Genomic DNA, 26243 nt, shown 5'->3' with positions numbered 1-26243 from the left:
AATGAGGTCATCTCTCTGTGCCCGGCCTGACCCATGACCCCTCTCGATAACTGTGTGATTTACCAGATCTACCCCATGAGCTTTCAGGACAGTAACGGCGATGGCATGGGGGATATCAATGGCATTTGCCAGCGCCTCGACTATCTGGCCGAGCTTGGGGTCGACATGCTCTGGCTTACCCCTGTCTATTGCTCCCCCAAACGGGACAACGGCTATGACGTGGCTGATTATCGCCACATAGACCCGGCGTTCGGCACCCTGGCCGACATGGATCAGCTGATTGCGAAGGCTGCCGAACGCGGCATGGGCATCATGATGGACATAGTCGCCAACCATACTTCCACCGAACATGAGTGGTTTGTACGGGCGCTGGCCGGGGACGCCCGCTATCAGGCCTATTACGTTTTTCGGGATAAAGCCTTCGTCGATACCCATCCGGTGCAATCCATCTTCGGCGGTAGCGGCTGGCAATACGTGCCGCAACTCGATCGCTACTACCTGCACAACTTCGATGTGAGCCAGGCCGATCTCGACTGGGACAACCCGGCGGTGCGCGCCGAGATGGCTGAAGTGATCAACTTCTGGCTGGCCAAGGGCATAAAGGGGTTCCGCTTCGATGTGATCGACATGGTGAGCAAGGAGTGGTCGCCCCTTGCCATGAGCAACGGCCCCCGCCTGCACGACTATATCCGCGAGCTCAACGGCGCCAGCTTCGGCAACAAGGGGATCATCACGGTCGGGGAAACCTGGGGGGCGGATCTCGCTCATATGCAGCACTATTCGAACCCGAATGGCAGCGAGTTCAGCATGGTGTTCAACTTCGAGCATCTGGGTCTGGGGCAGGACAAGTGGTCGTCGCATTTTGACCCCCTCACCTTCAAGCGGGCCATGGCCCGCCACCAGCAGGGGCTGCACGGCCGGGGCTGGAACAGCCTGTTTCTCGGCAATCACGACCTGCCCCGCGCCGTCTCCCGCTTTGGCGACGACAGGCCCGAGTGGCGCGAGCTGAGTGGCAAGCTGTGGGCCCTGGTGCTGCACATGATGCAGGGCACCCCCTTCATCTATCAGGGGGAGGAGCTGGGCATGACCAACCGCCACTGGCAAACCGATGAGTTGCGCGATGTGGAGGCCATCCACTACTGTGCCAGCCAGGCGGAGCTGGATCCCGCCGAGCTGAGCCGCCGTATCGATGCGATTGGCCGCGACAACGCCCGCACCCCGATGCAGTGGGATGCGAGCCGACATGCGGGCTTCAGCACGGCCGCCCCCTGGATCGCGGTCAACGAGAACCACGTAGAGATCAATGCCGCCGGGCAACTGGCCCGCCCCGACTCCCTGTTTCACCACTATCGCCAGCTGATAGCATTGCGCAAGGCCCACCCCGTCATTCGCCACGGCGACTTCGAGCTGCTCGATGGTGACGATCCACAGCGCATCAGCTACCGCCGTCGCTGGCGGGATCCTGCCACCGGCGAGACCCACACCCTGTTGCTGCTCGCCAATCTCACCGCTGGCACCTTGCCCATGCCCCATCTTGACATGGTGGAGAGGGGGGCCACCCTGCTGATGGGCAACTACCCGGACGCGCCCACGACTCACTTTGCTCCCTATCAGGCCACCGTCTGGCTGATGCAGGCATAAGCGGGTGAGTAACAGGCGGCGCTTCGGGGCCGGCACATGGCCTCCCCGCTTGTGCTGGCTCCCAATATCCGTCTCGTTTATCGCCGCCAATACATGACCAGATCCTGACCCTGTTATTTCCCTGTATGGTTCTCCTCCCTATTGGCCTGCACCATTTATCTTTAATCACTTAAAAACTTCGTATTTTCAGGCGTGTGGCGACCAGCCAGAAATATAACAACAGATCTCTTTATAGATAATAGAGACACCACAATGCATTGTTTCTAATGAAGTAATAACGAATTAAAGTCTATTGAATAGTTATTTACAGGATATATTTTGTGCTGTTTAGCCAGGGTTAAAAGTCAATTCAAATCTGCGGCCTTGTTATTCCAAGCCTGAACCTTATGGTTTCCATCCGGCGCGAGGAGATCCTCGCTCGGCGCCAACATGCAGTTCAGGCTCGCGGGATACTTATCCCGCCATAACAAAAAGGTAATCACCATGCGTAAAACCGGAGTGGCACTCGCCATCTCGACCCTCTTCTGGCTCAATTCAGCAACGGCAACCCCCATCATATTCCCGGACGACCCGCTGGCCAGCCATGGACCAGAGACGCCCGCCCTCGCTCGCACCTTCCTGCTGGCGCAGGACGATCTGGGCAACCGGATACACCAGCTTCATCTGCCAATTCAGACCGAACCCGAGCTGGTGGCGGAGCTGGAGCAGATCGGCAGGCAGCAGGGATTCTCGGTCAACACCCATGGCGACATGTACACCTGGACCGAGGACAACATGTGGCTGTCACGGGATGGCACCCTCGTCTTCCGCCCCCGGGCACCGCTGGCCGACAAGGACAGATACCACGCCTTCGTCACCGCCTTGACCACAGAGAGCCCGCAGGCCGAGCAGGAGGGGCACCACAGCCTGGGCAGCCGGGACTCCCAGGGGCTGACAGATGGCATGCTGGCCCAGGCCGACACCTTTGCCAACGAGCAGGGACGGGAGCTGATCCCGACCTTCTCCATCATAGATGGCGGCAACATGCTGACCGGTCAGCGCGCCGACGGTAGCCCCTATGCCCTGATCGGTCGCGATGCCCTGCTGCAGACCACTCTGCACCACAGCCGGCTGGATCGGGAGCGCATCGCTACCCGGCAGGAGAGCATGGAGCGTGACGGTGACTTTCGCCTGCAACTGATCGAGCGTGAGTGGCTGGGCAACCCCCATACGGTGCAGAACGGCCACGATCCCGAGATTGACCTCATACTGCTGGAGGCGGCCAACCTGCTGCCCCGCGATCTGAGCCCCGAGCAGCGCCACGCATATGCTAGGGCCGCGCGCGCCAAGGCCGAGCTGGCACAGTACCAAGTGGACTGGGACAGCCGGCAGGCCGCACAGGGGCGGATGTTTCTGAGCCAGCAGCAGGGCGCCCTCATCGCCGAGCGCTATCGCGCGCTCCATGGCCAGGCGCTGCCGGCCTCCTTCAATCTGCTGGCTCAGCTGAAACAGGACTACGCCAGCCTGGTGGTCACCGCCGATCTCCACTCCGACTTTGCTGATGATCAGATAGAGAAGGAGCTGCAAACCCTGCAGGCCGATGCCGCCACCCTGACCCGGCTGGGACGCATGCTGCAAGCCGGCGGCTACCAGCGCCAGGGGCTGGTCGGCGCCGAGCTGGATGAGCAGACCCGCCGTTTCCTAGCCATGATGGCCATCAGCCAGCGCCTGATGGCGCAGGAGCTCAAGGTGGCCGAGCGCGATCTGGTGATCCTGGCCCAACCCGGTTTTCACCTCGACATGGCCATGCGCCCGCTGGCCGATGGCCGCATCCTGTTCAACGACCCTGCAGCCAGCGAGGCGCTGATCCAGCAGGTACTGACCAATGATGGCAGCCTGAGCGACAGCGAACGCCAGGGCCTCACCGAGACCCTCACCAGCCTGAAACAACAGGCCGAACGCTGGCACAAGATCCATGCCCTCATCCGGCAGCAGCTGACCGACGCAGGTCTGACCCCCATCGCCACCCCGGGCGCCTTCAACGTGAACAAGCGAGCGGTGAACTGGATGAACGGCATCATGGGCACGGCGCAGCAACCCTTTTACATCACCAACGCCGCCAGCATAGCCCCCCTGAATCAGGCCTTCAGCGCCTGGTTGAAACGCGAGGTGCCCGAGCTGACCACCTACTTCGTGGGTCAGACAGCAAGCAGCACGCGGGAGGGATTTAACCAGGCGGAGGCTCTGCTCAGGGGCAGCGGCGGCCTGGATTGCATCACCTTGCACCACGAGTAGCGAGTGCTTGATCCAGGCGTTCAACCGACGGTCATTTGACTCGCAAGCGGGTTCTGTGTAATTTGCGACCAGAATTTTTGTTGGACCGCTTTTCCATGTTGTACATCCTGTTCAAATGCTCTGTCAGGAGGCTGTGCTCCGTGCACTAACACGATGAAGTGTTGCCCGGAGCCATCCCTCTTCTGAATCTTCATCAGCTGCGTGCACGCCCTCTCACAGGGAGGCTGCCCCGCATCTGATGAAAACAGGGGACTCAGGCCGGCGAGATGCTTCATCGCCGGCCTTTTTGTTTCTGATATTCAGGACAAAGTTTCAATATTGCTTGAAACGGGGGGCCGGTACGCCAAGTACCGCCCCCCGTTTTTTATGGATGTAGCACCATGAGTTTACTCACCATTCAAAACCTGACTTGTCACATAGGTGACAAGACCCTCTACCAGCAGGCCAGTTTCACCCTCTTCGCCGGTGAGCATATCGGCGTCACGGGCAAAAACGGCGCGGGGAAAAGCACCCTGCTGAAACTGCTGCAGGCGGAGCTGTTGCCCGACGGGGGCGACATCCTCTGGCAGCCTGCCGTGCGCCTCGGTTATCTGGATCAGCATGCCGAGATGGACGCGCAAACAAGAGTGCGCGAATACCTACAAACCGCTTTTGCAGATCTCTACCGGCAGGAGGCCGAGATGATGGCCATCTACGCCTGCCCGGCGAAAAGTGTCCAAGCCCGCCATCTGGCACGGGCCGCCACCCTTCAGGCCAGCCTGGAGAGCCGGTCGTTTTATCAGATCGACAGCCGGATAGATGCGGTGGCGGATGGCCTGGGGATCACTCAGTTGGGTATGCATACCCGGTTGGGGGAATTGAGCGGCGGACAAAGGCACAAGGTCATGCTGGCCCGCCTGCTGTTGCTCGCGCCGGATGTCCTGCTGCTGGACGAGCCGACCAATTATCTGGATACCCTTCACCTTGACTGGCTGGCGAACTACCTGAGCGGCTTCAAGGGAGCTTTTATGGTGGTCTCTCACGACAAGGCGTTTCTAAACCGGATTGCCACGGCCATTTGCGACATAGACCGGCAGCAGATCCGCAAATTCAAGGGTAACGTCGACAAGGCCATGGCCCAGAAAGCCACTGAAGATGCCGCCCATGGGAGGCAGTATCTGGCGCAGCAGCGACATATCGACAAGCTTGAGCACTTCATTGCCAAAAACGGGGCCGGGGTCAATGCCAGCATCGCCAATGGCCGCAAGAAACAGCTGGCCCGCATAGACAGGCTGGCAGCACCGGAGCAGGAAAAGGCCGTCGCCTTCTCGTTTCGTACCGCCCCGCACAATGGCCAGCAGTTGCTTGCCGCTACTGAGCTGGTCATTGGCTATCGACGCCCCCTGTTGGCGCCCATCTCGCTGACCCTTGCTCGGGGCGAAAAAGTGGTGATCGCCGGGTTCAACGGCATCGGCAAATCCACCCTGCTGAAAACCCTGGTGGGCGAGCAGCCCCCGGTATCTGGCCAGCTCACCCTGTCACCGGCCCTCAAACTGGGTTATTTCGAGCAGGCGCTGCGCTGGGCCGACCCGGATGCCACACCGGTGGATCTGGTCAAAGCTGTGTACCCGGGCGTGGATGACAAGATGGCCCGGCAACATCTGGCACGCTTCGGCATAACAGGAAAACTGGCATTGCGGCCGATTGCCTCCCTCAGTGGTGGTGAGCAGACCAAGGTGAAACTGTGCAGGCTGACCCTGCAACCCACCAATCTACTGGTACTGGACGAACCGACCACACACCTGGATGCCACTGTCAAAGCCGCCTTGCATCGAGCCTTGCATGACTACCCGGGCACAGTGGTTGTGGTCTCCCACGAACGGGAGTTCGTCGCCCACTGGCCGGATCGGGTGGTGGATATTCACGCCTTCACTGCCGCTGAACATACGTATTGCGTTTGAGGTCAAAGATATGTTTTTGAAAATATTGCTGTTCTTGATTGCGTTTCTGGTGGGCGCCGATGAGCTGATGCTGGGCCCCATACTGGCACCCATCGGCAAGGATCTGGGAGTTCAACCCGAGCGCATCACCCTGTTTATCACGGCTTACAGTGTGGCGCTGGCGATGGTCGCCCCCTTGCTGGGTAGCCTCTCGGATCGCCTTGGCAGGATAAAGGTGATGCTGCCCGCCGCCCTGTTGTTCGGGGCGGCCTCAGTCGCAACAGGCCTGGTGGAGAACTTTGAATGGGGGCTCGCAAGCCGGGTGCTCACCGGCCTTGCCAGTGCCGGCATGTTGCCCATCGCCTTTGCCATGGCCGCAGACAGCGCAGGGACAGATGCCATGAAACGCATTGCCTGGGTCCAGGCAGGCCTGACCCTGGGCATGATAGCTAGCCCGGCCGTCGGGGCACTGCTGACCCAATGGCTCTCCTGGCGGGCTGCCTTCATCCTGCTTGGCGTGTGCGCCTGGTGTGTGGCGGCGGCGCTGGCCTTGCTGCCCGCTGACCAGGAGCCGGCAGAGACATCAACGGAACATCAGGATGGCATGGCTACCCGCATACTGGCCATCCCGGGTGCTGTGGGTGCCCTGCTCGCCATGTGCCTAGGTCTGGGGGGCGGCATAGGCCTGTTCAATCTCGTCGGTCAGCATTTGCGCGATACCCAGGACTGGTCCATCGGGTCCGTGGGGGGCTTGTACGCTCTGCTTGGCATCATCAGCGTCATCGGCAACCTGCTGATGCCCCGCCTGTCTGGCCGGGTCGAGAGCGGGCGCACCCTGATGCGTATGGCCTTGGTGGTCTGCCTGCTGGTCAGCGTCTGGTTTTACCTCTATCCGGCCGGGCAACCCATGCTGCTGCCCCTGCTGCTGATAGTGCCGCTGCTGCTGTGGGCACTGGCAGGCGGCATAGGATCGCCCGCGCTGCAGGGCTATATTGCGCAGCTCTCTGCGGCTCACAGAGGAATGCTGATGTCGCTGGCGATGACCATGATGCACATTGGCGTGGCGCTCTGGTCCGGTGTCGCCGGATTCGCCTACAGCGCAGGGCCTGTGGCCATGGCGGCCCTGGCCATACTGCTGTTCGGCAGTGCCATCGTGGTCTTGCGGCAGGTCAACGCCACTGCCTGATCCCCGACAGAAAACGGGCGTGAACCAGGCCCGCACCCCAACAGGTCGCCCATCCACCATGAGCGGCGACCTGTTTCCAACTCAGGCTGTCTGTGCAAGCAAACATGACTCTTCCATCTAATTATTTAATTTCATGATTTATTTAATTCAACGTTTTCGGTACCGACTCATCCCTGCAACCATTATTCACGCTGGATCGATAGATATATCCCGACAAATAGACCCGATTATTTTCAAGGGTATAAATGACGAATAGATGATGTATTAATTGATTATTTATCCCGTTTGATGCGATCTCTCCAACCCTCTTACTATGCCTGCGACCTATCCATGACCGGTTGCCTGCAACCGGCCTTCAAACTGGCATAGCAAGTGGACAACTCATGATCACCACAGACGGTAATAACGCAGTCGCCTCAGTGGCGTACCGCACCAGCGAAGTCATCGCCATCTACCCCATCACCCCCAGCTCCACCATGGCGGAGCAGGCGTCGGCCTGGTCGAGCGATCGGGGCAAAAATCTGTGGGGGGATGTACCTCGCGTGGTGGAGATGCAGTCGGAGGGGGGCGCCATCGCCACCGTCCACGGCGCCCTGCAGACAGGCGCGCTGGCAACCTCGTTTACCTCGTCCCAGGGGCTCTTGCTGATGATCCCCAACCTCTACAAGCTGGCGGGTCAGCTCATTCCCTTCGTGCTGCATGTGGCGGCGCGCACAGTGGCGACCCACGCCCTCTCAATTTTTGGCGATCACTCGGACGTGATGGCGGTGCGCCAGACCGGCTGCGCCATGCTCTGTGCCAGCAATGTGCAGGAGGCGCAGGATTTCGCCCTGATTTCCCAGGTGGCCAGCCTCAACAGCCGGCTGCCCTTCATCCACTTCTTCGACGGTTTTCGCACCTCCCACGAGATAGCCAAGATAGTGCCGCTGGCGGATGACACACTGCGTGCCCTGCTGCCCGAGGCGGCGATCCGCGCCCATCGCGATCGGGCGCTCACCCCCGACAAGCCTGTCATTCGCGGCACCGCCGCCAACCCGGACACCTACTTCCAGTGCCGTGAAGCGAGCAACCCCTGGTATGACGAGGGCTATCGCCACGTGAGCGAGGCGATGGCGGCCTTCGGCTCGCTAACCGGCCGTCACTACCAGCCGTTTGAATATGTGGGTCACCCGCAGGCCGAGCGGGTGCTGGTGCTTATGGGGTCCGCCATCGGCACCTGCGAAGAGGTGATCGAACGGCTGCTGGCCAGAGGCGAGAAGGTGGGGCTGGTGAAGGTGCGCCTCTACCGCCCCTTCAGTGCCGAGCATCTGCTGGCGGTGATTCCCGAGAGCGCCTGCAAGATTGCAGTGCTGGATCGCACCAAGGAGCCGGGCGCCCAGGCCGAGCCCCTCTATCTGGATGTGATGACGGCGCTGGCCGAGGCGGTCAGCCGGGGCGATCGGGCCAGCCTGCCACGGGTCATCGGCAGTCGCTACGGCCTCTCCTCCAAGGAGTTCAATCCAGCCTGCGCGCAGGCCATCTTCGACGAGCTGGCGCTGGATAACCCAAGGCCGCGCTTTACCGTCGGCATCTTCGACGACGTCACCGGCCTCTCCCTGCCGCTGCCGGTGCTCGGCTCTTCGCAACACAAGCCGAGCCAGAGCAAGCTGGAGGCGCTGTTCTACGGCCTTGGCAGCGACGGCACCGTCTCGGCGGCCAAGAACAGCATCAAGATCTTCGGCAATCACACCCCGCTCTATCCCCAGGGCTACTTCGTCTACGACTCCAAGAAGGCGGGCGGCCTCACCATCTCCCACCTGAGGGTGAATGAACGGCCGGTGCAATCGGCCTACCTGGTGGACGAGGCGGACTTCATCGGCTGCCACCAGTGGCAGTTTATCGACCTGTACCAGATGGCGGAGCGGCTGAAGTTCGGCGGTATCTTCCTGCTCAACAGCCCGTATGGCCCGACAGAGATCTGGCAGCGATTGCCGCAGGAGGTGCAACAGGCCCTGCGTGCAAAAGAGGCGCGTTTCTACATCATCAACGCCGCCAGGATCGCCCGCGAGTGCCAGCTCGGCAACCGCATCAATACCGTGATGCAGATGGCCTTCTTCCAGCTGACCGCCATCATACCGCCGGCAGAAGCCACCGAGTTGCTCAAGCAGGCCATCGCCAAGAGCTACGGCAACAAGAGCGCCGAGCTGGTCGAGCGCAACTGGCAAGCCCTGGCCGCCACCTGCGAGGCGCTGATCCCGGTGCCGTTGCAAGTGCTCGATCACAGCAGCCATCAGCGCCCCCCCGTGGTATCGGCCAAGGCCCCCGACTTCGTCCAGACGGTCACCGCCGCCATGCTGGCGGGGCTGGGTGACAGCCTGCCGGTCTCCCCGGACGGCACCTGGCCGGTGGGCACCACCCGCTGGGAGAAGCGCAACATCGCCAAGGAGGTGCCCATCTGGCAGGCGGACCTCTGCACCCGGTGCAACTACTGCGTGGCCGCCTGCCCCCACTCCGCCATTCGCGCCAAGGTGGTGGATAAAGCATCGCTGACCGATGCCCCCACGACCCTGGACGCGCTGGATGTGAAGGCCCGCGACATGCGCGGCCAGCAATATGTGCTGCAGGTGGCGCCTGAGGATTGCACCGGCTGCAACCTCTGCGTCGAAGTCTGCCCGGCCAAGGACCGCACCGATCCGAGCCGCAAGGCGATCAACATGGCCTCCCGGCTGGAGCACCTCGATGCCCAGAAGGCGAACTACGACTTCTTCCTCGCGCTGCCAGAGCGCACCGCCGAGCAACTGGAGCGCATCGATATTCGCACCTCCCAGCTCATCTCGCCGCTGTTCGAATACTCGGGCGCCTGCTCCGGCTGTGGCGAGACCCCCTACATCAAGCTGCTGACCCAGCTCTATGGCGACCGGCTGCTCATTGCCAACGCCACCGGCTGCTCCTCCATCTATGGCGGCAACCTGCCCACCACCCCCTACACCACCAACGCCGAGGGGCGTGGGCCGGCCTGGGCCAACTCGCTGTTTGAGGACAACGCCGAATTTGGCTTGGGCTTCAGGCTCACCGTGGATCAGCATCGCGAGCGGATGCAACGCCTGCTGACCAGCCTGGGGGACGCCGTCCCGGCCGAACTGCAACAGGGGCTGCAAGACGCCGCCCTGCCGGTCTCCGAGCAGCGGGCCCATATAGCGCAGCTGCGCAGTCTGCTGCAGGGTCGCTCCGAGCCGGGCGCAGCTGAGCTGGCACGGGATGCGGACTACCTGGTGGACAAGTCGGTCTGGCTCATCGGCGGCGATGGCTGGGCCTACGACATCGGCTACGGCGGGCTCGACCATGTGCTGAGTCTGGGGGAGAACATCAACGTGCTGGTGCTCGACACCCAGTGCTACTCCAACACCGGCGGCCAGCAGTCCAAGGCCACGCCACTCGGTGCCATCACCAAGTTTGGCGAGCAGGGCAAGCGCAAGGGGCGCAAGGATCTCGGTGCCAGCATCATGATGTATGGCCACGTCTATGTGGCGCAGATCTCCCTCGGCGCCCAGATGAACCAGACGGTGAAGGCCATTCAGGAGGCGGAAGCCTACCCGGGGCCGTCGCTCATCATCGCCTACAGCCCCTGCGAGGAGCACGGCTACGATCTGGCCCAGAGCCACGAGCAGATGAAGCAGCTGACCGCCACCGGCTTCTGGCCGCTCTACCGCTTCGATCCTCGCCGCAGCGACGAGGGCAAGCTGCCGCTGGCGCTCGACTCCCGGGCACCGAACGCCTCGCTGGCCGAGACCCTGAGCCAGGAGCCCCGCTTCCAGCGCCTCGAACGTCAGCTGCCGGAGGTCGCCACCCTGCTCTATCGCGAAGCGGAACTGGACGCCAACCGCCGCTTCGCCTGGCTCAGCCAGCTGGCCGGCAAGGATGCCCCCCCGCAGGAGTGATCGGCCTGCCGGCGACCAGTAAAACCGGATAACAAAGAGGGCTCCCGTTGGGAGCCCTCTTCACATCCAGTCTGATCGTCATCAGGCAGGCATGGTAGCCAGCTCGTGCCGCTTCAATGCCAATAGTGTGATGAGCAAGGCGGCACTGGCGATCAGCGCCATGCCGATATAGGTAGCGCTGAACCCCGGAGCCAGCTCGACCGGACTCAGGCTGGCCAGATTGTGGCTGGTACCCGCTGGCAAGGCGGCATGAAACAGCACGGAGCAGATGGCGACCCCGACCGCGCCTCCCAGCTCACGGCCGAAGTTGAACAGGGACATACCGATGCCGCGATCCGCTGCCGGCAATGCATTTTGCACCACAACCGCGAGGGCCGGCAGCACCAGCCCCAGACCCAGACCGGCAAAGCCCAGCCCCAGACTGGCCCAGACATCGAAATGAATTTGCCACAAAGCCAGCGCAGACAGGGCGAAGCCCACCACCACGAACCGCTTGTAGTAACCGGTGCGACCGATCAGCTTGCCGCCGACGAAAGCACCCGCCGTGATGCAGACCATGAAGATCACCATGTAGAGGCCGCTCTCGCTGGCCCCCATTCCCTTCTGCCACTGCATCTGCAACGGCAGATAGACCAGCACGGCGAACATCAGCAGTTGCGAAACCAGTGCCAGCAGCACACTCACCAGATAGCCGGGCAACCGCACCAGATGGACAGGCAGGATAGGGTCATGGGCACGTCGCTCCACCAGGATCAGCAGCAGCAAGGCAACCGCCAAACCCGCCGCCAGCCAGATGGAGGGCAACGCAGTCTCGGGTGATAACAGCAACAGGGTCAGCGTGGTCACTGTGATGAGCAGTGCCGCCCCCTTCCAGTCGAAACGGCTGTGACGACGCACATTGAGGTGCTTGAGGTTGCGGTTCACCAACCAGATGGCGAGCGCCCCGAGAGGCAGGTTGATCCAGAAGATCCAGCGCCAGCTCAACTGCTCGGTAAAGTAGCCGCCGAGCAGAGGCCCGGCGATGCTGGAGACCGCATACACGGCCGAGATGTAACCCTGATACTTGCCCACCTCCCGTGGCGGTATGCAGTCGGCAATCACGGTAAAGGCAAGTGCAATAAGGCCGCCGCCCCCCAGCCCTTGCAGCACGCGAGCCGCCAGCAGGGTCGGCAGATCCTGCGCCAGAGCGCAGGCCACGGATCCCGCCAGAAAAAGACCAATACCGATATTGAGCATGCGTACCCGACCGAACAGATCGCTCAACTTGCCATACACGGGCAGGGCGGCGGTGGCTGCCAACAGATAGGCGGTCACCACCCAGGTGAGGGCTGCGCCTGCGTTCAGCTCAGCGCCAATGATGGGCAAGGGGGTGGTGACTATGCTCTTTTCCAGTGAACCCAGGGCGATCACCAGGGCCACGCTTGAGAAGATGGTTTTTGGGGACATATAACCGGCTCGCTAATGTGAAATGCCAAAATCTGCGGCAAATAACTTATTATTGTCTCATAAATCATTATCCGATGGCTAAAACCACTGCCATCCAGCGGCCAGTCCCTTGACCATGACGGCCGTCGCGGCATCCGAACGCCGGATCTGGTAGTGTGGTCTTTTGGCCCAAGAGGAAGCAGACCCATGTCCGAGCAGTTCCGGTTTGATCAATACGACGCACTGATTTTCGATATGGATGGCACCCTGGTGGACTCCATGCCCCTGCATCTGGATGCCTGGGAGGCAACCAGCGCAGAGTTCGGTCTGCCGTTCAATCGCGAGCAACTCAATGAATATGGCGGCATTCCCACCCGCAAGATAGTGAGCATGCTGGCCGAGCAGCACGGACTGGATATCGATGTGGATGCCTTCACTCGCCGCAAGGTAGCCCTCTATCTGGCGCATATCGACAAGGTCAGCGTCTTCCCCTCCATGTGGGAGCTGGTCAGGGGCTGCCACGGCAAGGTGCCGATGGGCATAGGCACTGGGTCATCGCGGGATCATGCCGAGCGTATTTTGAAAAACACCGGCCTGGATGCCTATATCTCCGTGCTGGTCAGTGCCGACGACATCCACAACCACAAACCCCATCCGGATACCTTCCTGAAGGTGGCCGAGCTGCTCGGCGCCAATCCCGCCAACTGCCTGGTGTTTGAAGATACCCAGATCGGCATTCAGGCAGGCAAGGCCGGTGGCATGACCACCTTGCTGGCCACCGAAGGCACGCTGCAGCAGGTGTGACAGACGAGTATCCTGGCCCACCCTTGCGGGTGGGCTCGGTCGCTCAACCCCGACTCGGCTGAGATATCGCGCAGCGGCCTGGATGAGAGCATATCAGCGACAAACGGGGGTCTACGGGCCCGGCACAAAACGCCATAAAAAACGCCCCTTTCGGGGCGTTCTTGCCAACCATCGCCGTTACATGGCGTTGGTGGATTCGAAGATCTTGTCGGCCGAGGCTTCGACGAAGCCCGGGTAGAGCACGCCGTCGGCCTGCGGGTAGCGCAGGGCAAACTCGTAGAAGCAGCTCGGAATGGTGCGCACGCCGTCGCTGAAGGGTACATCCGCCTTGTCGGCCATGGTGGAGGATTGCTCCAGCATCACCTGCGGGTCCCCTTTCACCTCGCCACCCACGCCATTGAGCACGAAGCCTGCCGCCTTGAGGGCTGCGTTGACCTGCTGGATAGTATCGAACTGCTTGAGGCGATTGATGTTGACCGTGAAGTGGTTGGCGCGATAGCCCCAGGCCGCCATCCAGGCTGCGTATTCGCTCTCTGCCAGCAGGGTCTGGTAATCGGCCCAGGAAACCTGCCAGGGCGCCCCCGTGTAGAGGAATGCCTGGGTGTCGGTCAGGTGATCAGGCACCTGCTCAGCCAGCTTGTGGATGATGGCCTGGGCCGCCTCGGAGAGCTCCTCCACCTTCAGCTCGCTGATGAACACCTTGGGGGCATCCGGATCCTGATGCTCGAAGTGCTTGGCATAGAGCTTCTTGGCCTTGAACACATATTCACCCTTCTGCTCGTACCCGAGCGCCAGGAAGTGGGCGGCCAGCTTCTCCAGCCCCAGCTTGGGCAGGTTGTAGGTGCGAAACGCCACATGATCATTGACGATGGGCTCACCGCCACCCAGCAGGGTGTGGACCTTGAGGGCACTCGGGGTGACTTGAATGTAGTTATCCCACAAGTGACCGAACAGGGTGTCGATATCCTTTTGCATCTCTCTTTCCTTTGATTGCGGGTACAGACAAGGGCACCTGTTCAGTGCCCCTTTTATTTTTTGTTATCAGCGCTCAGCGCAGGGGAGGACAGTGTCAGCCGTGGCGGCCTTGCTGCCAGCCTCTTCCTTGTTAAAAGGTCAAACCCGGAGACAGCTGATCCGGCATGGCAGCCTTGCTGTCCTCGACGGAAGCAACCGGATAAGCACAGTAGTCTGCGGCGTAGTAGGCGCTCGCCCTGTGGTTGCCGGAGGCACCTATGCCGCCGAACGGCGCGGCGCTGGATGCCCCCGTGATGGGCTTGTTCCAGTTGACGATACCGGCGCGGATCCGCTTGAAGAAATGCTGCCAGTCCGCCTCGTTGTCACCGAGCAGGCCCGCAGATAGGCCGAAGCTGGTGGCATTGCCTTGGTCGATGGCGGCATCGAAGTCGTCGTAGCGAATGAGCTGCAGCAGCGGGCCGAAATACTCTTCGTCCGGCAGTGCACCGATTGCGGTCACGTCTATGATGCCGGGCGAAACGAAGCCGGTGCCCGCTTCCAGGTGCTTGAGGGTGAGCAGACTCTCGCCACCCAGTTGTTGCAGATTGGCTTGCGCAGCTACCATGCCGAGTGCCGCTTTCTCGCTGATCATGGCGCCCATGAAAGGTTGATCGGCGGCATCATAGAGACCGACCTTGATCTGACCGACCACCTCCACCAATCGCTTGACCAGGGCATCGCCCCGGGCACCGCGCTCGACAAACAGACGGCGTGAGCAGGTACAGCGCTGGCCGGAAGTGATGAAGGCTGACTGGACTATGGCATGGACGGCGCCATCCACATCGCTCACATCCTTGACGATCAGCGGGTTGTTACCCCCCATCTCCAGCGCCAGGATCTTGCCAGGCTGACCGGCAAACTGCTGATGGAGGAAATGGCCAGTACGGGACGAGCCGGTAAAGAAGAGGCCGTCGATATCCGGATTGCCCGCCAACGCCTTGCCGGTCTCCACCTCGCCCTGCACCAGGTTGAGGACACCCTTGGGCAGACCCGCCTCCTGCCAGATTTTCAGCATGGCTTCAGCCACCATGGGGGTCAGCTCGGAGGGCTTGAACACCACTGTATTGCCCGCGATCAGCGCCGGTACTATGTGACCGTTGGGCAGATGACCAGGGAAATTGTAGGGGCCGAACACGGCGACCACGCCGTGGGGCTTGTGGCGCACGAATGCCTTGGCACCCGGCATGGGGTTCTCGACAGTGCCGGTGCGCTCGTCATGAGCGCGAATGGAGATGGCAATCTTGCCCTGCATGGCGGCCACTTCGGTGCGGGTTTCCCACAGGGGCTTGCCGGTTTCCCGGGCAATGGTGAGCGCCAGCGCCTCCTTGTGCTCGCCGAGCAGATCGGCGTAGCGGCGCACTATGGCCAGACGATCCTCGAGGGCCAGATCGGACCAATGGTAGAAGGCAGCGCGGGCTGCCTTGACGGCTGCATCCACCTGACTGGCACTGGCGGCGCCCCCTTGCCAGATAACCTCGTTCTTCGCCGGATCCATTGACTCGAACGGCTTGCCTTCACCCGCCAGCCACTGGCCGTCGATAAGTTGTACTAAATGGCTCATCAATTCACTCCCTGTGTTTCACAAGCAGCCTTGGCTGCCTGTTTCATATGCGGTTCTGCTGCCTTCAACACCAGACAAGGCGGCTCAGTCGAGATCGACGACACGCACCATGTCGCCATCCTGCACCTTGAGTGCCGCCGCCATCTTGGGCGGAATGATGGCTTCGTGCTTGTCCAGATCGACCCGGATATTGCCGTGGCAGGCGCGATACTGTTCGTAGCGGGTGTTGCAGATCAGATGGGTCTTGCCACCTATGGGCTCGCCGATCAGCACCCGCAGCTTCTGGCTGCGGCGCACGCTGCGAATGTTCTTTACGTCGCACTCGACGGTGGGGCCGGCATCGAAGATGTCAACGTAGCCACGGTTCACGAACCCCTCATCCTGCAGCATCTTGATGGCCGGGCGGGTCTTCTCGTGGGTCTGGCCGATGACGGCGCGCGCCTCGTTGCTCAGCAGGTTGACGTAGATGGGGTACTTGGGCATCAACTCGGCGATGAAGCGCTTCTTGCCGATGCCGGTGAGATAGTCGACGGTAGGAAAATCCATCGAGAAGAAATGCTTTTGCAACCACTCATAGAAGGGGCTGTGACCTTTTTCATCGGAGACGCCACGCATCTCGGCAAAGACGGTCTTGTCAAACAGCTCGGGGTGCTCGGCCATGAACAGGAAACGGTGCTTGGAGAGCAGGCGGCCATTGAGCCCCTCGCGGGCGCATTCGCGCAAAAACAGGGTGCACAGCTCGGAATTGCCGGTGTAGTCATTCGACAGAGTGAGCGTCTCGACCACGTTGTAGATGCCGAGCTTGGGGGAAGAGTGCACCACCTTGCCGATGTGATAGTTGTAGAACGGCTGGGACAGGCCCACGGCCGCATCGATGGCGCAGGTACCGACCATTTCGCCGGTCTCCAGATCCTCAGCCACGAAGAAGTAGAGGCAATCACCCTTACCTGCCGGTTTGTCCGAGAAGGTCTGGGTCGAGGCATCTATCTTGCGTTGCAGCAGTTCATCGTTGACAGGCAATGATGTCATGCCGGTGCCGGATTCAATGGCACAGGTCTTGAGACCAGCAAAATCTTTTTGCTCGATAGGACGGATAACCAACATAAATGACAACTCCCTTTCATTGACGACAGGTGGGGTCCCGGCTACTGCCGGGAGGGCTCCCCACCTCAATTAGGATCAGGCGTTAACCACCTGGGCAACCGCTTTCTCGAACCGTGCCAACCCTTCCTTGATATCCGCTTCCGGAATAACCAGTGACGGTGCGAAGCGCACCACGTTAGTGCCTGCTACCAGTGCCATCAGCCCCTGGTCGATGGAGGCCAGCAAGAAATCACGGGAGCGGCCCTTGTAGTCATCGTTCAGCACGGCGCCGAGCAGCAGGCCCTTGCCACGCACTTCACTGAAGCAGTGGTACTTGGCATTGATGGCGTCGAGACCGGCGCGGAACAGCTGTTCACGCTGCTTGATGCCGTTGAGCACTTCCGGGGTATTGACCACGTCGATCACCGCCTCGGCCACCGCGCACGCCAGCGGGTTGCCGCCGTAGGTGGAGCCGTGAGTGCCCACTTTCAGGTGAGCCGCGATTTCATTGGTGGTCAGCATGGCGCCGATGGGGAAGCCGCCGCCGAGCGCCTTGGCGCTGGTGAGGATGTCAGGCGTGACGCCAAGACCCATGTAGGCAAACAGATCACCGGTACGGCCAACACCGGATTGCACTTCGTCATAGACCAGCAGGGCATTGTGCTTGGTACAGAGTTCACGCACCCCTTTGGCAAACTCGTCGGTCGGACGAATGATGCCACCCTCCCCTTGCAGCGGCTCCATCACCACGGCGCAGGTATTGTCGGAGATGACGGCAGCCAGCTCCGCCAGATTGTTGTAAGTCACATGGGTGATATCAGCCGGCTTGGGACCGAAACCATCCGAGTAGGCAGCCTGGCCACCCACGCTGACGGTAAAGAAGGTACGACCGTGGAAACCCTGATGGAAAGCGATGATCTGGGTCTTGTGCTCACCGAATTTCTCGATGGCATAACGACGGGCCAGCTTGAGGGCCGCTTCGTTGGCTTCGGCGCCCGAGTTGCAGAAATAGACCTTGTCGGCGAAGGTGGCGGCAACCAGCTTCCTGGCCAGACGCAGAGCCGGCTCGTTGGTCATCACGTTGGAGAGGTGCCACAGCTTCTCGCCCTGAGTTTTCAGGGCTTCGACCAGCTTGGGATGGCAATGACCCAGGCCATTGACGGCGATCCCGCCGGCAAAGTCGACATACTCACGGCCTTCCTGATCCCAGACACGTGACCCTTCACCACGCACCGGGATGATCTTGGCGGGCGCATAGTTGGGAACCATCACTTCATCAAACACTTCACGTGTCACTGCCAACAACTCTGACATATTGCTCTCCTTCGATCTGGCGACAGAATAATCCACCGCCCAAAAGTTAAATCCATGTAAACACATCGGCATTGTCACAGAAAAAAAGCTAAAAGTCTGCAACAAAGCAAGTTACAGGGAACAATGTTCGATTGCCTGTGAGATTTTAGGCAACCGCATTGCATAACGGCTCAGGGGGTGTTGGCAAGAGATAATTTGGACAGGGAGGGGGGTGAATAAAGTGTCAGGGAAAATATTTTTGGCCTCATCTCGATTCTGTGAGGCCAATCACAACCATTCAGGAACTGGTTAGAAAATTGGCCAGCAATTGGTGGCCCTGCTCGCTCAAAATGCTCTCCGGATGGAACTGAACCCCCTCTATATTCAACTGCTTATGGCGCAGACCCATGATCTCGTCAAAAGAGCCATCGGCGTGTTCGCTCCAGGCGGTAACCTCGAAGCAGTCGGGCAGGGTTTCCCGTTCCACGATGAGCGAATGGTAGCGGGTGACCCGCAGCGGGTTGTTGAGCGCCTTGAATACTCCCCCGCCCTGATGGCGAATAAGGGAAGTCTTGCCGTGCATCACCTGACGTGCGCGCACCACTCTGGCACCGAAAGCCTGGGCCAGGGATTGGTGACCGAGACAGACGCCAAGGATGGGGAGCTGACCCGCAAAGCGGTTGATGGCCGACAGGGAGATGCCCGCCTCATTGGGCGTGCAAGGGCCGGGAGAGATCACCAGATAACGGGGAGCTAGCTGCGCTATGGTATCCAGCGTCAGCTCGTCATTGCGCTTTACCACCACCTCTTGCCCCAGAGCGCCAAAATACTGCACCAGGTTCCAGGTAAAGGAGTCGTAGTTATCGATCAACAACAGCATGGGGCAACCAGAGGCAGAGAATCAACGGTCCAGATAGCGGCCCTGCTCCATTTCGCGCTCGCGCTGGCACTCTGCCAGATAGATGGCGGCGGCAATGGCGGGGGTGTTGTGGTATTTGTCGATGGCGTTGGAGACCATCAGTTGCAGGGTATTGAGGTTCTTGGCCTTGCGGAATTTACGCAGCCAGTGACCCTTGTCACCCAACTCTTCAATCGTGGTGTTTAATTCGACAGACATGCTCACTCTTGGGGCAGAAGCCCGCGTTTGAAATTGGAAGATGAATTAACGAATAGCAGGTCGGGTAAAACAAAGAAAGCCAGGCAAAGACCCAGCTCTCTTCTACTACACCTTCCCAGTATGTCAGGCTCGAGGAACGAAGCCGACTACATCATATACGCTGGTCAGTGTTTTTTCAGCCCTTTCACGCGCCTTTTGTGCGCCTGCCGCCAAAATTGTTTGCAGATGAGCCTCATCCTGACGCAACTCGCGGAAGCGCGCCTGAATGGGCTCCAGCAAGGCAACGACCGCCTCGGCAGTCTCGGTCTTGAGGTGACCATACATCTTGCCTTCGAAGTGCTGCTCCAATTCGGGGATGGAACGGCCCGTCACCCCGGACATCAGGGTCAGCAGGTTGGACACACCCGGCTTGTTCTCGGGATCAAAACGCACTACTGCCGGCTCGTCGGAGTCGGTCACGGCACGCTTGATCTTCTTGACGATCTGCTTGGGATCTTCCAGCAGGCCGATGAAGTTGGCCTCGTTGTCGTCAGATTTGGACATCTTCTTGGTCGGATCCTGCAGGCTCATCACCCGCGCCCCGTCGGTCGGAATGAAGGGTTCCGGCAGGGTGAACACTTCGCCGTACAGGTTGTTGAAACGGGTGCAGATGTCGCGTGTCAGCTCCAGATGCTGTTTCTGATCGTTGCCGACCGGCACCTGGTTGGCCTGATAGAGCAGGATATCTGCGGCCATCAGTACCGGATAACCGAACAGGCCAACGTTGACGTTGTTCTCGAAACGGGCGGACTTGTCCTTGAACTGGGTCATGCGCGACAGCTCGCCCATCTGGGTATAGCAGTTCAGGATCCAGCCCAGTTCGGCGTGCTGCGGCACGTGGGACTGGATGAAGACAGTGCTCTTGGCCGGATCGATCCCCACCGCCAGATAGAGGGCGGCGGCATCGAGACACGCCTTGCGCAGGGCGGCTGGCTCCTGACGGGTGGTGATGGCATGCAGATCGACGATGCAGTAGAGGCAGTCGAAGTCATCCTGCATGTTGACCCACTGACGCAGGGCGCCCATATAGTTGCCTATGGTCAGCTGACCCGACGGCTGGGCCCCGCTCAGTACGATTGGTTTAGTCATGAGAGTGTTAATCCTTGTTATTCGGCCAACCCGACACCTTACTCGGCTAACAGGGCATCGAGCTGGGCAAACTGCTCATATACCCAGTCCGGGCGGGAATCTGCAATGGGACGACCATAGTTGTAGCCGTAGGTGAGCCCCACTACTTTCATGCTGGCGGCCTGGGCGGCCAGCACGTCATTTTCGGAGTCGCCCACCATCAGGGTGCGGGACGGACTGACGCCCAGCTCATGGCAGGCATGCAGCAGGGGCTCGGGGCTCGGCTTCTTGACCGGCACACAGTTGCCACCCAGCCAGAGCGCGAAACAGTCGCTGATGCCAAGGGCATCCAGGATTGGCTGCACGAAGTGACTCGGCTTGTTGGTCACCACGGCCTGTTTGTAACCCAGCTTTTGTAGGCGGCGCAGACTCTGTTCCACACCGTCATACATTTCAAGCCCTTCCAGCAAACAGGCCTGATAGTGCTGATCGAACAGGGGGCGGGCCCTGGCAAACAGTTCAGGAGCCTCACGATAATCCAGCGCGCGCTGGATCAGCTTGTCGGCGCCATTGCCGACCCAGGTACGCACCACGGCTTCATCAGCCTCGGCCAGACCCAGTTCAGTGAGGGTACGGTTGACCGCCAGCGCCAGCTGGGGGGCACTGTCGATCAGGGTGCCATCCAGATCGAACAGCACCAGATCAAAATCACGCTCAGCGCTGGACATGGCTCAGCTCCGCACGCATCTGGTCAATCACCGCCTTGTAGTCAGGCTGGCTGAAGATGGCAGAGCCCGCCACGAACATGTCGGCACCCGCTTCGGCGATGGCGCGGATATTGTCTACCTTGACGCCGCCGTCGATCTCGAGGCGAATGTCACGGCCACTCTCGTCAATCAGGCGACGCACCTGACGCAGCTTGTCGAGTGTACCGGGGATGAAGCTCTGGCCACCGAAGCCAGGGTTGACCGACATCAGCAGGATCACGTCCAGCTTGTCCATCACGTACTCCAGACAGGAGAGCGAGGTCGCCGGATTCAGCACCAGACCGGCCTGACAGCCCTGCTCCTTGATGAGACCCAGGGTACGATCCACGTGATCGGATGCTTCCGGGTGGAAGGTGATCAGGTTGGCCCCCGCCTTGGCAAAGTCCGGAACGATGCGATCTACCGGCTTGACCATCAGGTGCACATCGATGAGCGCCTTGATGCCATAGTCACGCAGGGCCTGACATACCATGGGGCCTATGGTCAGGTTGGGAACATAGTGGTTGTCCATCACATCGAAATGCACCACGTCGGCACCGGCGGTCAGCACCCTGGCAACATCGTCACCCAGACGAGCGAAATCGGCGGAGAGGATTGAGGGGGCAATCAGAAAGTCTTTCATCAGCGTCATCCATTGGCAGCGTGGCAGAAAAAGCGGCGCAATTTTACCGCAAATATCAGATGAAAACGACCCGAACACAGGCAGGAAAAAGCGGGCCACCCGATTTATCGCCCATATCCGGTGAAAACGAACCCTAGCGCAGACAGGAAAAAGCGGGTCACCCGATTTACCGCCCATATCCGACGAAAACGAACCCTAGCGCAGACAGGAAAAAGCGGGTCACCCGATTTATCGCCCATATCCGGTGAAAACGAGGCGAACACCAGGATGGCGACAGGCAGAAACAGCAGCGGCACCCGAAAGTGCCGCCAGAGGATCAGCCGAGCGAAACAAGTTCGCCGTCGCTTGGGTAGTAGCCCTGTTCCGGCTCTATACCGGGCGGATAAAGCGCCAGCAGCTCGGCTACCTTGTTGCGACTGCCGCCGTTGCGACTGATGGTGCGCTTGACCAGAATCTCGTCCAGTCGAGCGCCACGATAGAGCTCACGGGTCAGCGCTATGTCGTGGTTGCTGATTAGCACCGGCACCCCCTTGCGGGCAGCGGTATGACGTGCCAGCCGCGCCAGTATGGCCTGATCGTCCAGGGTGAAGCCGCCGGCTGAATAAGTGGTGAAGCTCGCCGTGTTGGAGAGTGGCGCATAGGGGGGATCGCAGTAGATCACCCAGTCTTCCTCGGCACGCTTGATGGCATCGGCGTAGCTTTCACAGATGAAGGTCGCCTTCTGCGCCTTCTCGGCAAAGGCCCACAGCTCTTTTTCAGGGAAGTAGGGCTTCTTGTAGGAACCGAACGGCACGTTGAAGCCGCCCTTCTTGTTGTAACGGCACAAGCCATTGAAACCGTGGCGGTTGAGAAACAGGAACAGCATCGCCCGCTCGAAGGTGGTTTCAGTCTGGTTGAACTGGGTGCGCAACCGATAGTAGGCCGCCTTGTGATTGTGCTCCGCTACGAACAGCTTGCGTGCTTCGGTGATGAAATTATCCGGCATCACCTTGAGATGGTTGTACAGGCAGATCAGATCCGGATTGATATCGTTGAGCACATAGGCATCGTAGTCGGTGTTGAGAAAGACAGACCCGGCCCCGACGAAGGGCTCCAACAACACACGCCCGGCAGGCAAACGCTCGGCAATCTCTTCAACCAGGGAGTATTTTCCCCCGGCCCATTTTAAAAAAGCGCGTGTTTTTTTCATGGAAATCCGGTGTTAAGAAGGCATAGACCCAAAAAGGGGGACGATTCTACCCCCTTCTCAGGCCGAATGGCTATTGCTTCAACTCTTTTTGTACCTGAGCAAACGACTTGGGCCAGGGCTGCCCCTTGAGCAGGGCGGGCGAGAGCTTGCGAATGGCGGCCTTGGCCTGAGTGGTGTTGGCGTAATCCCCTTGCAGCACCACATACCAGGGGCTGCCACGGAACTGGGTTTTGTAGACCCAGACATTGCCAGTCAGACCATGTTCGGCCACAAACTTGTCAACCGCTGCTGTGTTGCTCGCCCCCATCAGCTGGACGCTGTAGTGATTTCTGGGCTTCTTGTTCAGGGTCGCCGTCGGCGTCAGGGCGACCTTGGGCGCAGGTGCAGCCGCCGGTTCGACAACGGCTGGCTTGGCGACCGGTTTGGTAACGGGGGCCGTGTTCCGGGCCTTGGGCTCAGTGGCCGATTGGGGAGCTTGCGCTGTCAGTCCCTGGGTCGATGGGTTCTCGGTCGAAGCAGCCCGGGAACTGACACCGGTCAGCTCATCCACCACACCAGTGGGCAAGGCACCGCTGACATTGGGTTGTTTCATCAACTTCTGGACCACCTCGTCGGAGATCACCACACGGCGCCCCTCATAGTTGGTCGATTCAGTAGTCAGTGTTTCGCTCTCGACGGCTTTGGGCAATACCTTGGCATCAGGCTGCCAATCACGCACCACACCGCCCGGGTTATCACCGCTGGCATTCGGGCTGCTTTGACCGCCATTCTGACTGTCATTGCTGCTACCGCCTGCGGTCAGTGGATCTCCGCCTGAGACGGGAATGGGCAAGGCAGTGGTTTGTGAGGGGGCGAGCCCGGTGCTCTTGCTTTCGTCGCTGAACAGGGCTGGCAGCAGATAGCTCAGGGCCAGCAGACCGCCGGCAACCAGCGCCAGCACTATGGCAATCTTTTTAACGGGCAACTCGGCCTGACGTTTCTTGGGCCTTCTGTCGGTCATGATATCCTCCAGTAACTGCATGATGGTGGACGGATGTCCATTCGCCACGTTCAGGATCTCTTCCACTTTCAGCTTGGGCAAGAGGGCTGTCGGGATCTTGAGCTCTTTGGCTTTCTCATACAAGAAGATACGTTGCTCCGGTGCGCTCAGTGGCGCGACCTCCAGCTCCAGAGCCGGCATGGCCCGCCCTTTTAGCAGGCTTTTCTGAGTGCGACACCAGACGTCACTCCCGGAGAGCACGATCGCCAGCTGGTGTGGCATGGGCAGGGTATCGTTATGACGACAGAGACTCCACAGCTCGCCGACCAGCTCGGCAGGCAGCTCGTCAGCACGCTCGATCAGCAGCAACAGGGTGGAGGGCTTGCCCTCCAGCATGCGAAAGAAACTTTCTGCCAGCGCATCCTGCGGATTGAACAGCGGCCTTGCCACCACCTGGGGCAGCAGCAGCTGGCGAACGTCCGCCATCTTCATGGCTGTACTGCCAATCAGGCTCACTACCCGCACTTTTTCGGGCAAGTTGCCGAGCAGGGATTCACACAGGGTGCCGCGGCCACTGCCGGGTTTGCCGGAGAGAAAAATAAAAGGGTGATTGAATTCAATCAGATGCAGCAGCCGATCAACCAGCTGCCGCTGGGAAGGAAATTTAAGCAGTTTATTGTTACTCACGACCAGACTCAATCACCGCCAGCAATTCATCATCGGAGACATCGGCTACGACCTGCGCGTGACCGATACCGACCGGCAGCACCAGTCGCAACTTGCCTTCCAATACCTTCTTGTCTCGGCGCATATGGCGAATGAAGGCAGAGAAATCCATATCGGCAGGTGCCTGAATGGGCAGATTGGCCGCCAGCAGCAGATCGCGAATGCGAGCAAGCTGCCTTGCATCCAGATCGCCCCGGGCCTCGGCCGTGGAGGCAGCCATCATCATGCCCGCGGCGACCGCTTCACCGTGCAGCCAGTTGCCATACCCTTTTTCAGCCTCGATGGCGTGACCAAAGGTGTGACCGAGATTGAGCAGAGCGCGAACCCCGTGCTCCGTCTCATCCTGCGTCACCACATCGGCCTTGATTTCGCAGCAACGGCGGATGGCATACGCCAGGGCCGCTGGTTCCAGCGCCTGCAGACGGGACATGTTGGTTTCGAGCCAGGAGAAAAATTCGGCGTCCCAGATAATGCCGTACTTGATGACCTCGGCCATGCCGGCGGCAAATTCGCGGGCAGGCAGGGTCTTGAGGCACTCGGTATCAATGACCACATGCTTGGGCTGATAGAAGGCTCCAATCATGTTCTTGCCGAGGGGATGGTTGACGGCGGTCTTGCCGCCGACGGAGGAATCAACCTGGGAGAGCAGTGTGGTAGGCACTTGAATAAAAGGAATGCCACGTTGATAGCTTGCCGCAGCAAAGCCGACAACATCTCCTATCACACCGCCCCCCAGGGCGATCAGTGTCGTGTCCCGACCATGATTGGTTTCCAGCAGAGCAGACATGATCCGCTCGAAGGTTGCCAGGGTCTTGTAAGCCTCACCGTCCGGCAGGATCAGGTGTTCAACCTGAAAACCGGACAGCAACTGGATAATCCTCTCAAGATACAAGGGAGCGACAACGGTATTGGTCACTATCATGACCCGTTTTCCCTTGATGGTTTGTGTCAGCACTTCTGCATGCTGCAACAGACCCGCCGCTATCTCGATGGGATAACTGCGTTCACCCAGTTCGACCTTCAACCTTTCCATGTACGTCCTCTAGATTACATGCCGATCAACTTAACAATTTGATTGGCAACGATTTTAGCGCTCTGATCATCAGTCTGGATGACAAAGTCAGCCACTTCTTCATACAGCGCATTGCGCTCTTGTGCCAGACGCTCGAGCACTTCGCGCGGCGGCTCTTCGGTTTGCAGCAGTGGGCGACGCTTGTCTCTTTGTGTGCGCGCCAGCTGCTTCTCAATCGTTGTTTCGAGGTATACCACGATACCGCGAGCAGAGAGCTTGTTCCGTGTTTCTCGGCTCTTGATGGCACCGCCACCCGTCGCCAGCACGATACCCTGCTGTTCTGAAAGGTCGCCTATGACCTTCTCTTCGCGGATCCGGAAACCCTCTTCGCCTTCAACATCGAACACCCAGCCGATATCGGCACCACTGCGGCGCTCAATCTCATGATCTGAGTCGAAAAACTCCATATGCAGTTGTTCTGCCAGATGTCTACCTATGGTGCTCTTGCCCGCACCCATGGGACCTATCAGGAAAATATTGCGTTTCTCAGCCATGTCTTTTCGTTAGTAATTACAAACTGTACGACCCCGACAAACACTCGATCGGG

At 59.9% G+C, this 26243-nt stretch carries 20 protein-coding genes; 6 read left to right on the top strand and 14 right to left on the bottom strand.

What is annotated here, in order from left to right; all coding sequences use genetic code 11:
* Positions 1-33 precede the first annotated feature (33 nt).
* From AXW79_RS18945 to nifJ, 5 genes are all read left to right on the top strand, one after another.
* Entirely contained in the window at positions 34-1641 is a 1608-nt protein-coding gene (locus AXW79_RS18945; RefSeq protein WP_005317067.1) for a glycoside hydrolase family 13 protein, read from the top strand.
* A 483-nt stretch (positions 1642-2124) separates the two neighbouring features.
* Positions 2125-3915: a hypothetical protein gene (locus AXW79_RS18940; RefSeq protein WP_005317072.1), complete on the top strand. Its 1791-nt coding sequence runs from the start codon at positions 2125-2127 to the stop codon at positions 3913-3915.
* Between the two features lie 380 nt (positions 3916-4295).
* Positions 4296-5855 (top strand): ABC-F family ATP-binding cassette domain-containing protein, encoded by a 1560-nt coding sequence (locus tag AXW79_RS18930; protein ID WP_005317078.1) that lies wholly within the window; start codon positions 4296-4298, stop codon positions 5853-5855.
* A gap of 10 nt (positions 5856-5865) precedes the next feature.
* On the top strand, positions 5866-7020 hold the full coding sequence (locus AXW79_RS18925; RefSeq protein WP_005317081.1) for an MFS transporter: 1155 nt from the start codon (positions 5866-5868) through the stop codon (positions 7018-7020).
* A 383-nt stretch (positions 7021-7403) separates the two neighbouring features.
* Positions 7404-10937, top strand: coding sequence for a pyruvate:ferredoxin (flavodoxin) oxidoreductase (nifJ, locus tag AXW79_RS18920; RefSeq protein WP_005317083.1), 3534 nt, complete (start codon positions 7404-7406; stop codon positions 10935-10937).
* 81 nt (positions 10938-11018) lie between these two features.
* On the opposite strand, the gene AXW79_RS18915 is transcribed toward nifJ, so the two are convergent.
* Complete coding sequence (locus AXW79_RS18915; protein ID WP_005317086.1) at positions 11019-12383, bottom strand: MDR family MFS transporter; 1365 nt, start codon at positions 12381-12383, stop codon at positions 11019-11021.
* 186 nt (positions 12384-12569) lie between these two features.
* On the opposite strand from AXW79_RS18915, the gene AXW79_RS18910 reads away from it, so the two are divergent.
* A complete protein-coding gene (locus AXW79_RS18910) occupies positions 12570-13166 on the top strand; it encodes an HAD family hydrolase (RefSeq protein WP_005317090.1) in 597 nt (198 codons plus the stop codon).
* 177 nt (positions 13167-13343) lie between these two features.
* Here AXW79_RS18910 and AXW79_RS18905 read toward each other — a convergent pair whose 3' ends face one another.
* The 13 genes from AXW79_RS18905 to aroK all read right to left on the bottom strand — a co-directional run bounded on the left by AXW79_RS18905 (position 13344) and on the right by aroK (position 26190).
* Complete coding sequence (locus tag AXW79_RS18905; protein ID WP_005317093.1) at positions 13344-14141, bottom strand: DUF1338 domain-containing protein; 798 nt, start codon at positions 14139-14141, stop codon at positions 13344-13346.
* Between the two features lie 130 nt (positions 14142-14271).
* The gene (gene astD / locus AXW79_RS18900) at positions 14272-15741 is read right to left on the bottom strand and encodes a succinylglutamate-semialdehyde dehydrogenase (protein WP_005317097.1); all 1470 of its coding nucleotides are present in this window, start codon (positions 15739-15741) and stop codon (positions 14272-14274) included.
* A gap of 84 nt (positions 15742-15825) precedes the next feature.
* The gene (gene astA, locus AXW79_RS18895; RefSeq protein WP_005317100.1) at positions 15826-16845 is read right to left on the bottom strand and encodes an arginine N-succinyltransferase; all 1020 of its coding nucleotides are present in this window, start codon (positions 16843-16845) and stop codon (positions 15826-15828) included.
* Between the two features lie 75 nt (positions 16846-16920).
* A complete protein-coding gene (locus AXW79_RS18890) occupies positions 16921-18138 on the bottom strand; it encodes an aspartate aminotransferase family protein (protein WP_005317101.1) in 1218 nt (405 codons plus the stop codon).
* 277 nt (positions 18139-18415) lie between these two features.
* Complete coding sequence (locus AXW79_RS18885; protein ID WP_005317102.1) at positions 18416-18997, bottom strand: aminodeoxychorismate synthase component II; 582 nt, start codon at positions 18995-18997, stop codon at positions 18416-18418.
* Between the two features lie 21 nt (positions 18998-19018).
* Positions 19019-19234: a hypothetical protein gene (locus AXW79_RS18880; protein WP_005317103.1), complete on the bottom strand. Its 216-nt coding sequence runs from the start codon at positions 19232-19234 to the stop codon at positions 19019-19021.
* A 123-nt stretch (positions 19235-19357) separates the two neighbouring features.
* Positions 19358-20362 carry a tryptophan--tRNA ligase gene (gene trpS, locus AXW79_RS18875; protein ID WP_005317104.1) on the bottom strand — a complete coding sequence of 335 codons (1005 nt, stop codon included), beginning with the start codon at positions 20360-20362 and terminating at the stop codon, positions 19358-19360.
* Positions 20363-20400: 38 nt separating this feature from the next.
* Complete coding sequence (locus tag AXW79_RS18870) at positions 20401-21069, bottom strand: phosphoglycolate phosphatase (protein ID WP_005317106.1); 669 nt, start codon at positions 21067-21069, stop codon at positions 20401-20403.
* Positions 21056-21730 carry a ribulose-phosphate 3-epimerase gene (gene rpe, locus AXW79_RS18865; protein WP_005317108.1) on the bottom strand — a complete coding sequence of 225 codons (675 nt, stop codon included), beginning with the start codon at positions 21728-21730 and terminating at the stop codon, positions 21056-21058. Before rpe ends, AXW79_RS18870 begins: the two co-directional genes overlap by 14 nt.
* Positions 21731-22046: 316 nt before the next feature.
* A complete protein-coding gene (locus AXW79_RS18860; RefSeq protein ID WP_005317110.1) occupies positions 22047-22919 on the bottom strand; it encodes a Dam family site-specific DNA-(adenine-N6)-methyltransferase in 873 nt (290 codons plus the stop codon).
* A gap of 70 nt (positions 22920-22989) precedes the next feature.
* Positions 22990-24585: an SPOR domain-containing protein gene (locus tag AXW79_RS18855; protein WP_005317112.1), complete on the bottom strand. Its 1596-nt coding sequence runs from the start codon at positions 24583-24585 to the stop codon at positions 22990-22992.
* Positions 24578-25657, bottom strand: coding sequence for a 3-dehydroquinate synthase (gene aroB, locus AXW79_RS18850; RefSeq protein ID WP_011898456.1), 1080 nt, complete (start codon positions 25655-25657; stop codon positions 24578-24580). The genes AXW79_RS18855 and aroB overlap by 8 nt, the downstream gene beginning before the upstream one ends.
* 14 nt (positions 25658-25671) lie before the next feature.
* Positions 25672-26190 (bottom strand): shikimate kinase AroK, encoded by a 519-nt coding sequence (gene aroK / locus AXW79_RS18845; RefSeq protein WP_005317117.1) that lies wholly within the window; start codon positions 26188-26190, stop codon positions 25672-25674.
* Positions 26191-26243: the final 53 nt, after the last annotated feature.

Origin of the sequence: Aeromonas salmonicida subsp. salmonicida (assembly GCF_001643305.1) — a bacterium.
Classification (GTDB): domain Bacteria; phylum Pseudomonadota; class Gammaproteobacteria; order Enterobacterales; family Aeromonadaceae; genus Aeromonas; species Aeromonas salmonicida.
This window is presented reverse-complemented; position numbering and strand designations above follow the sequence as displayed.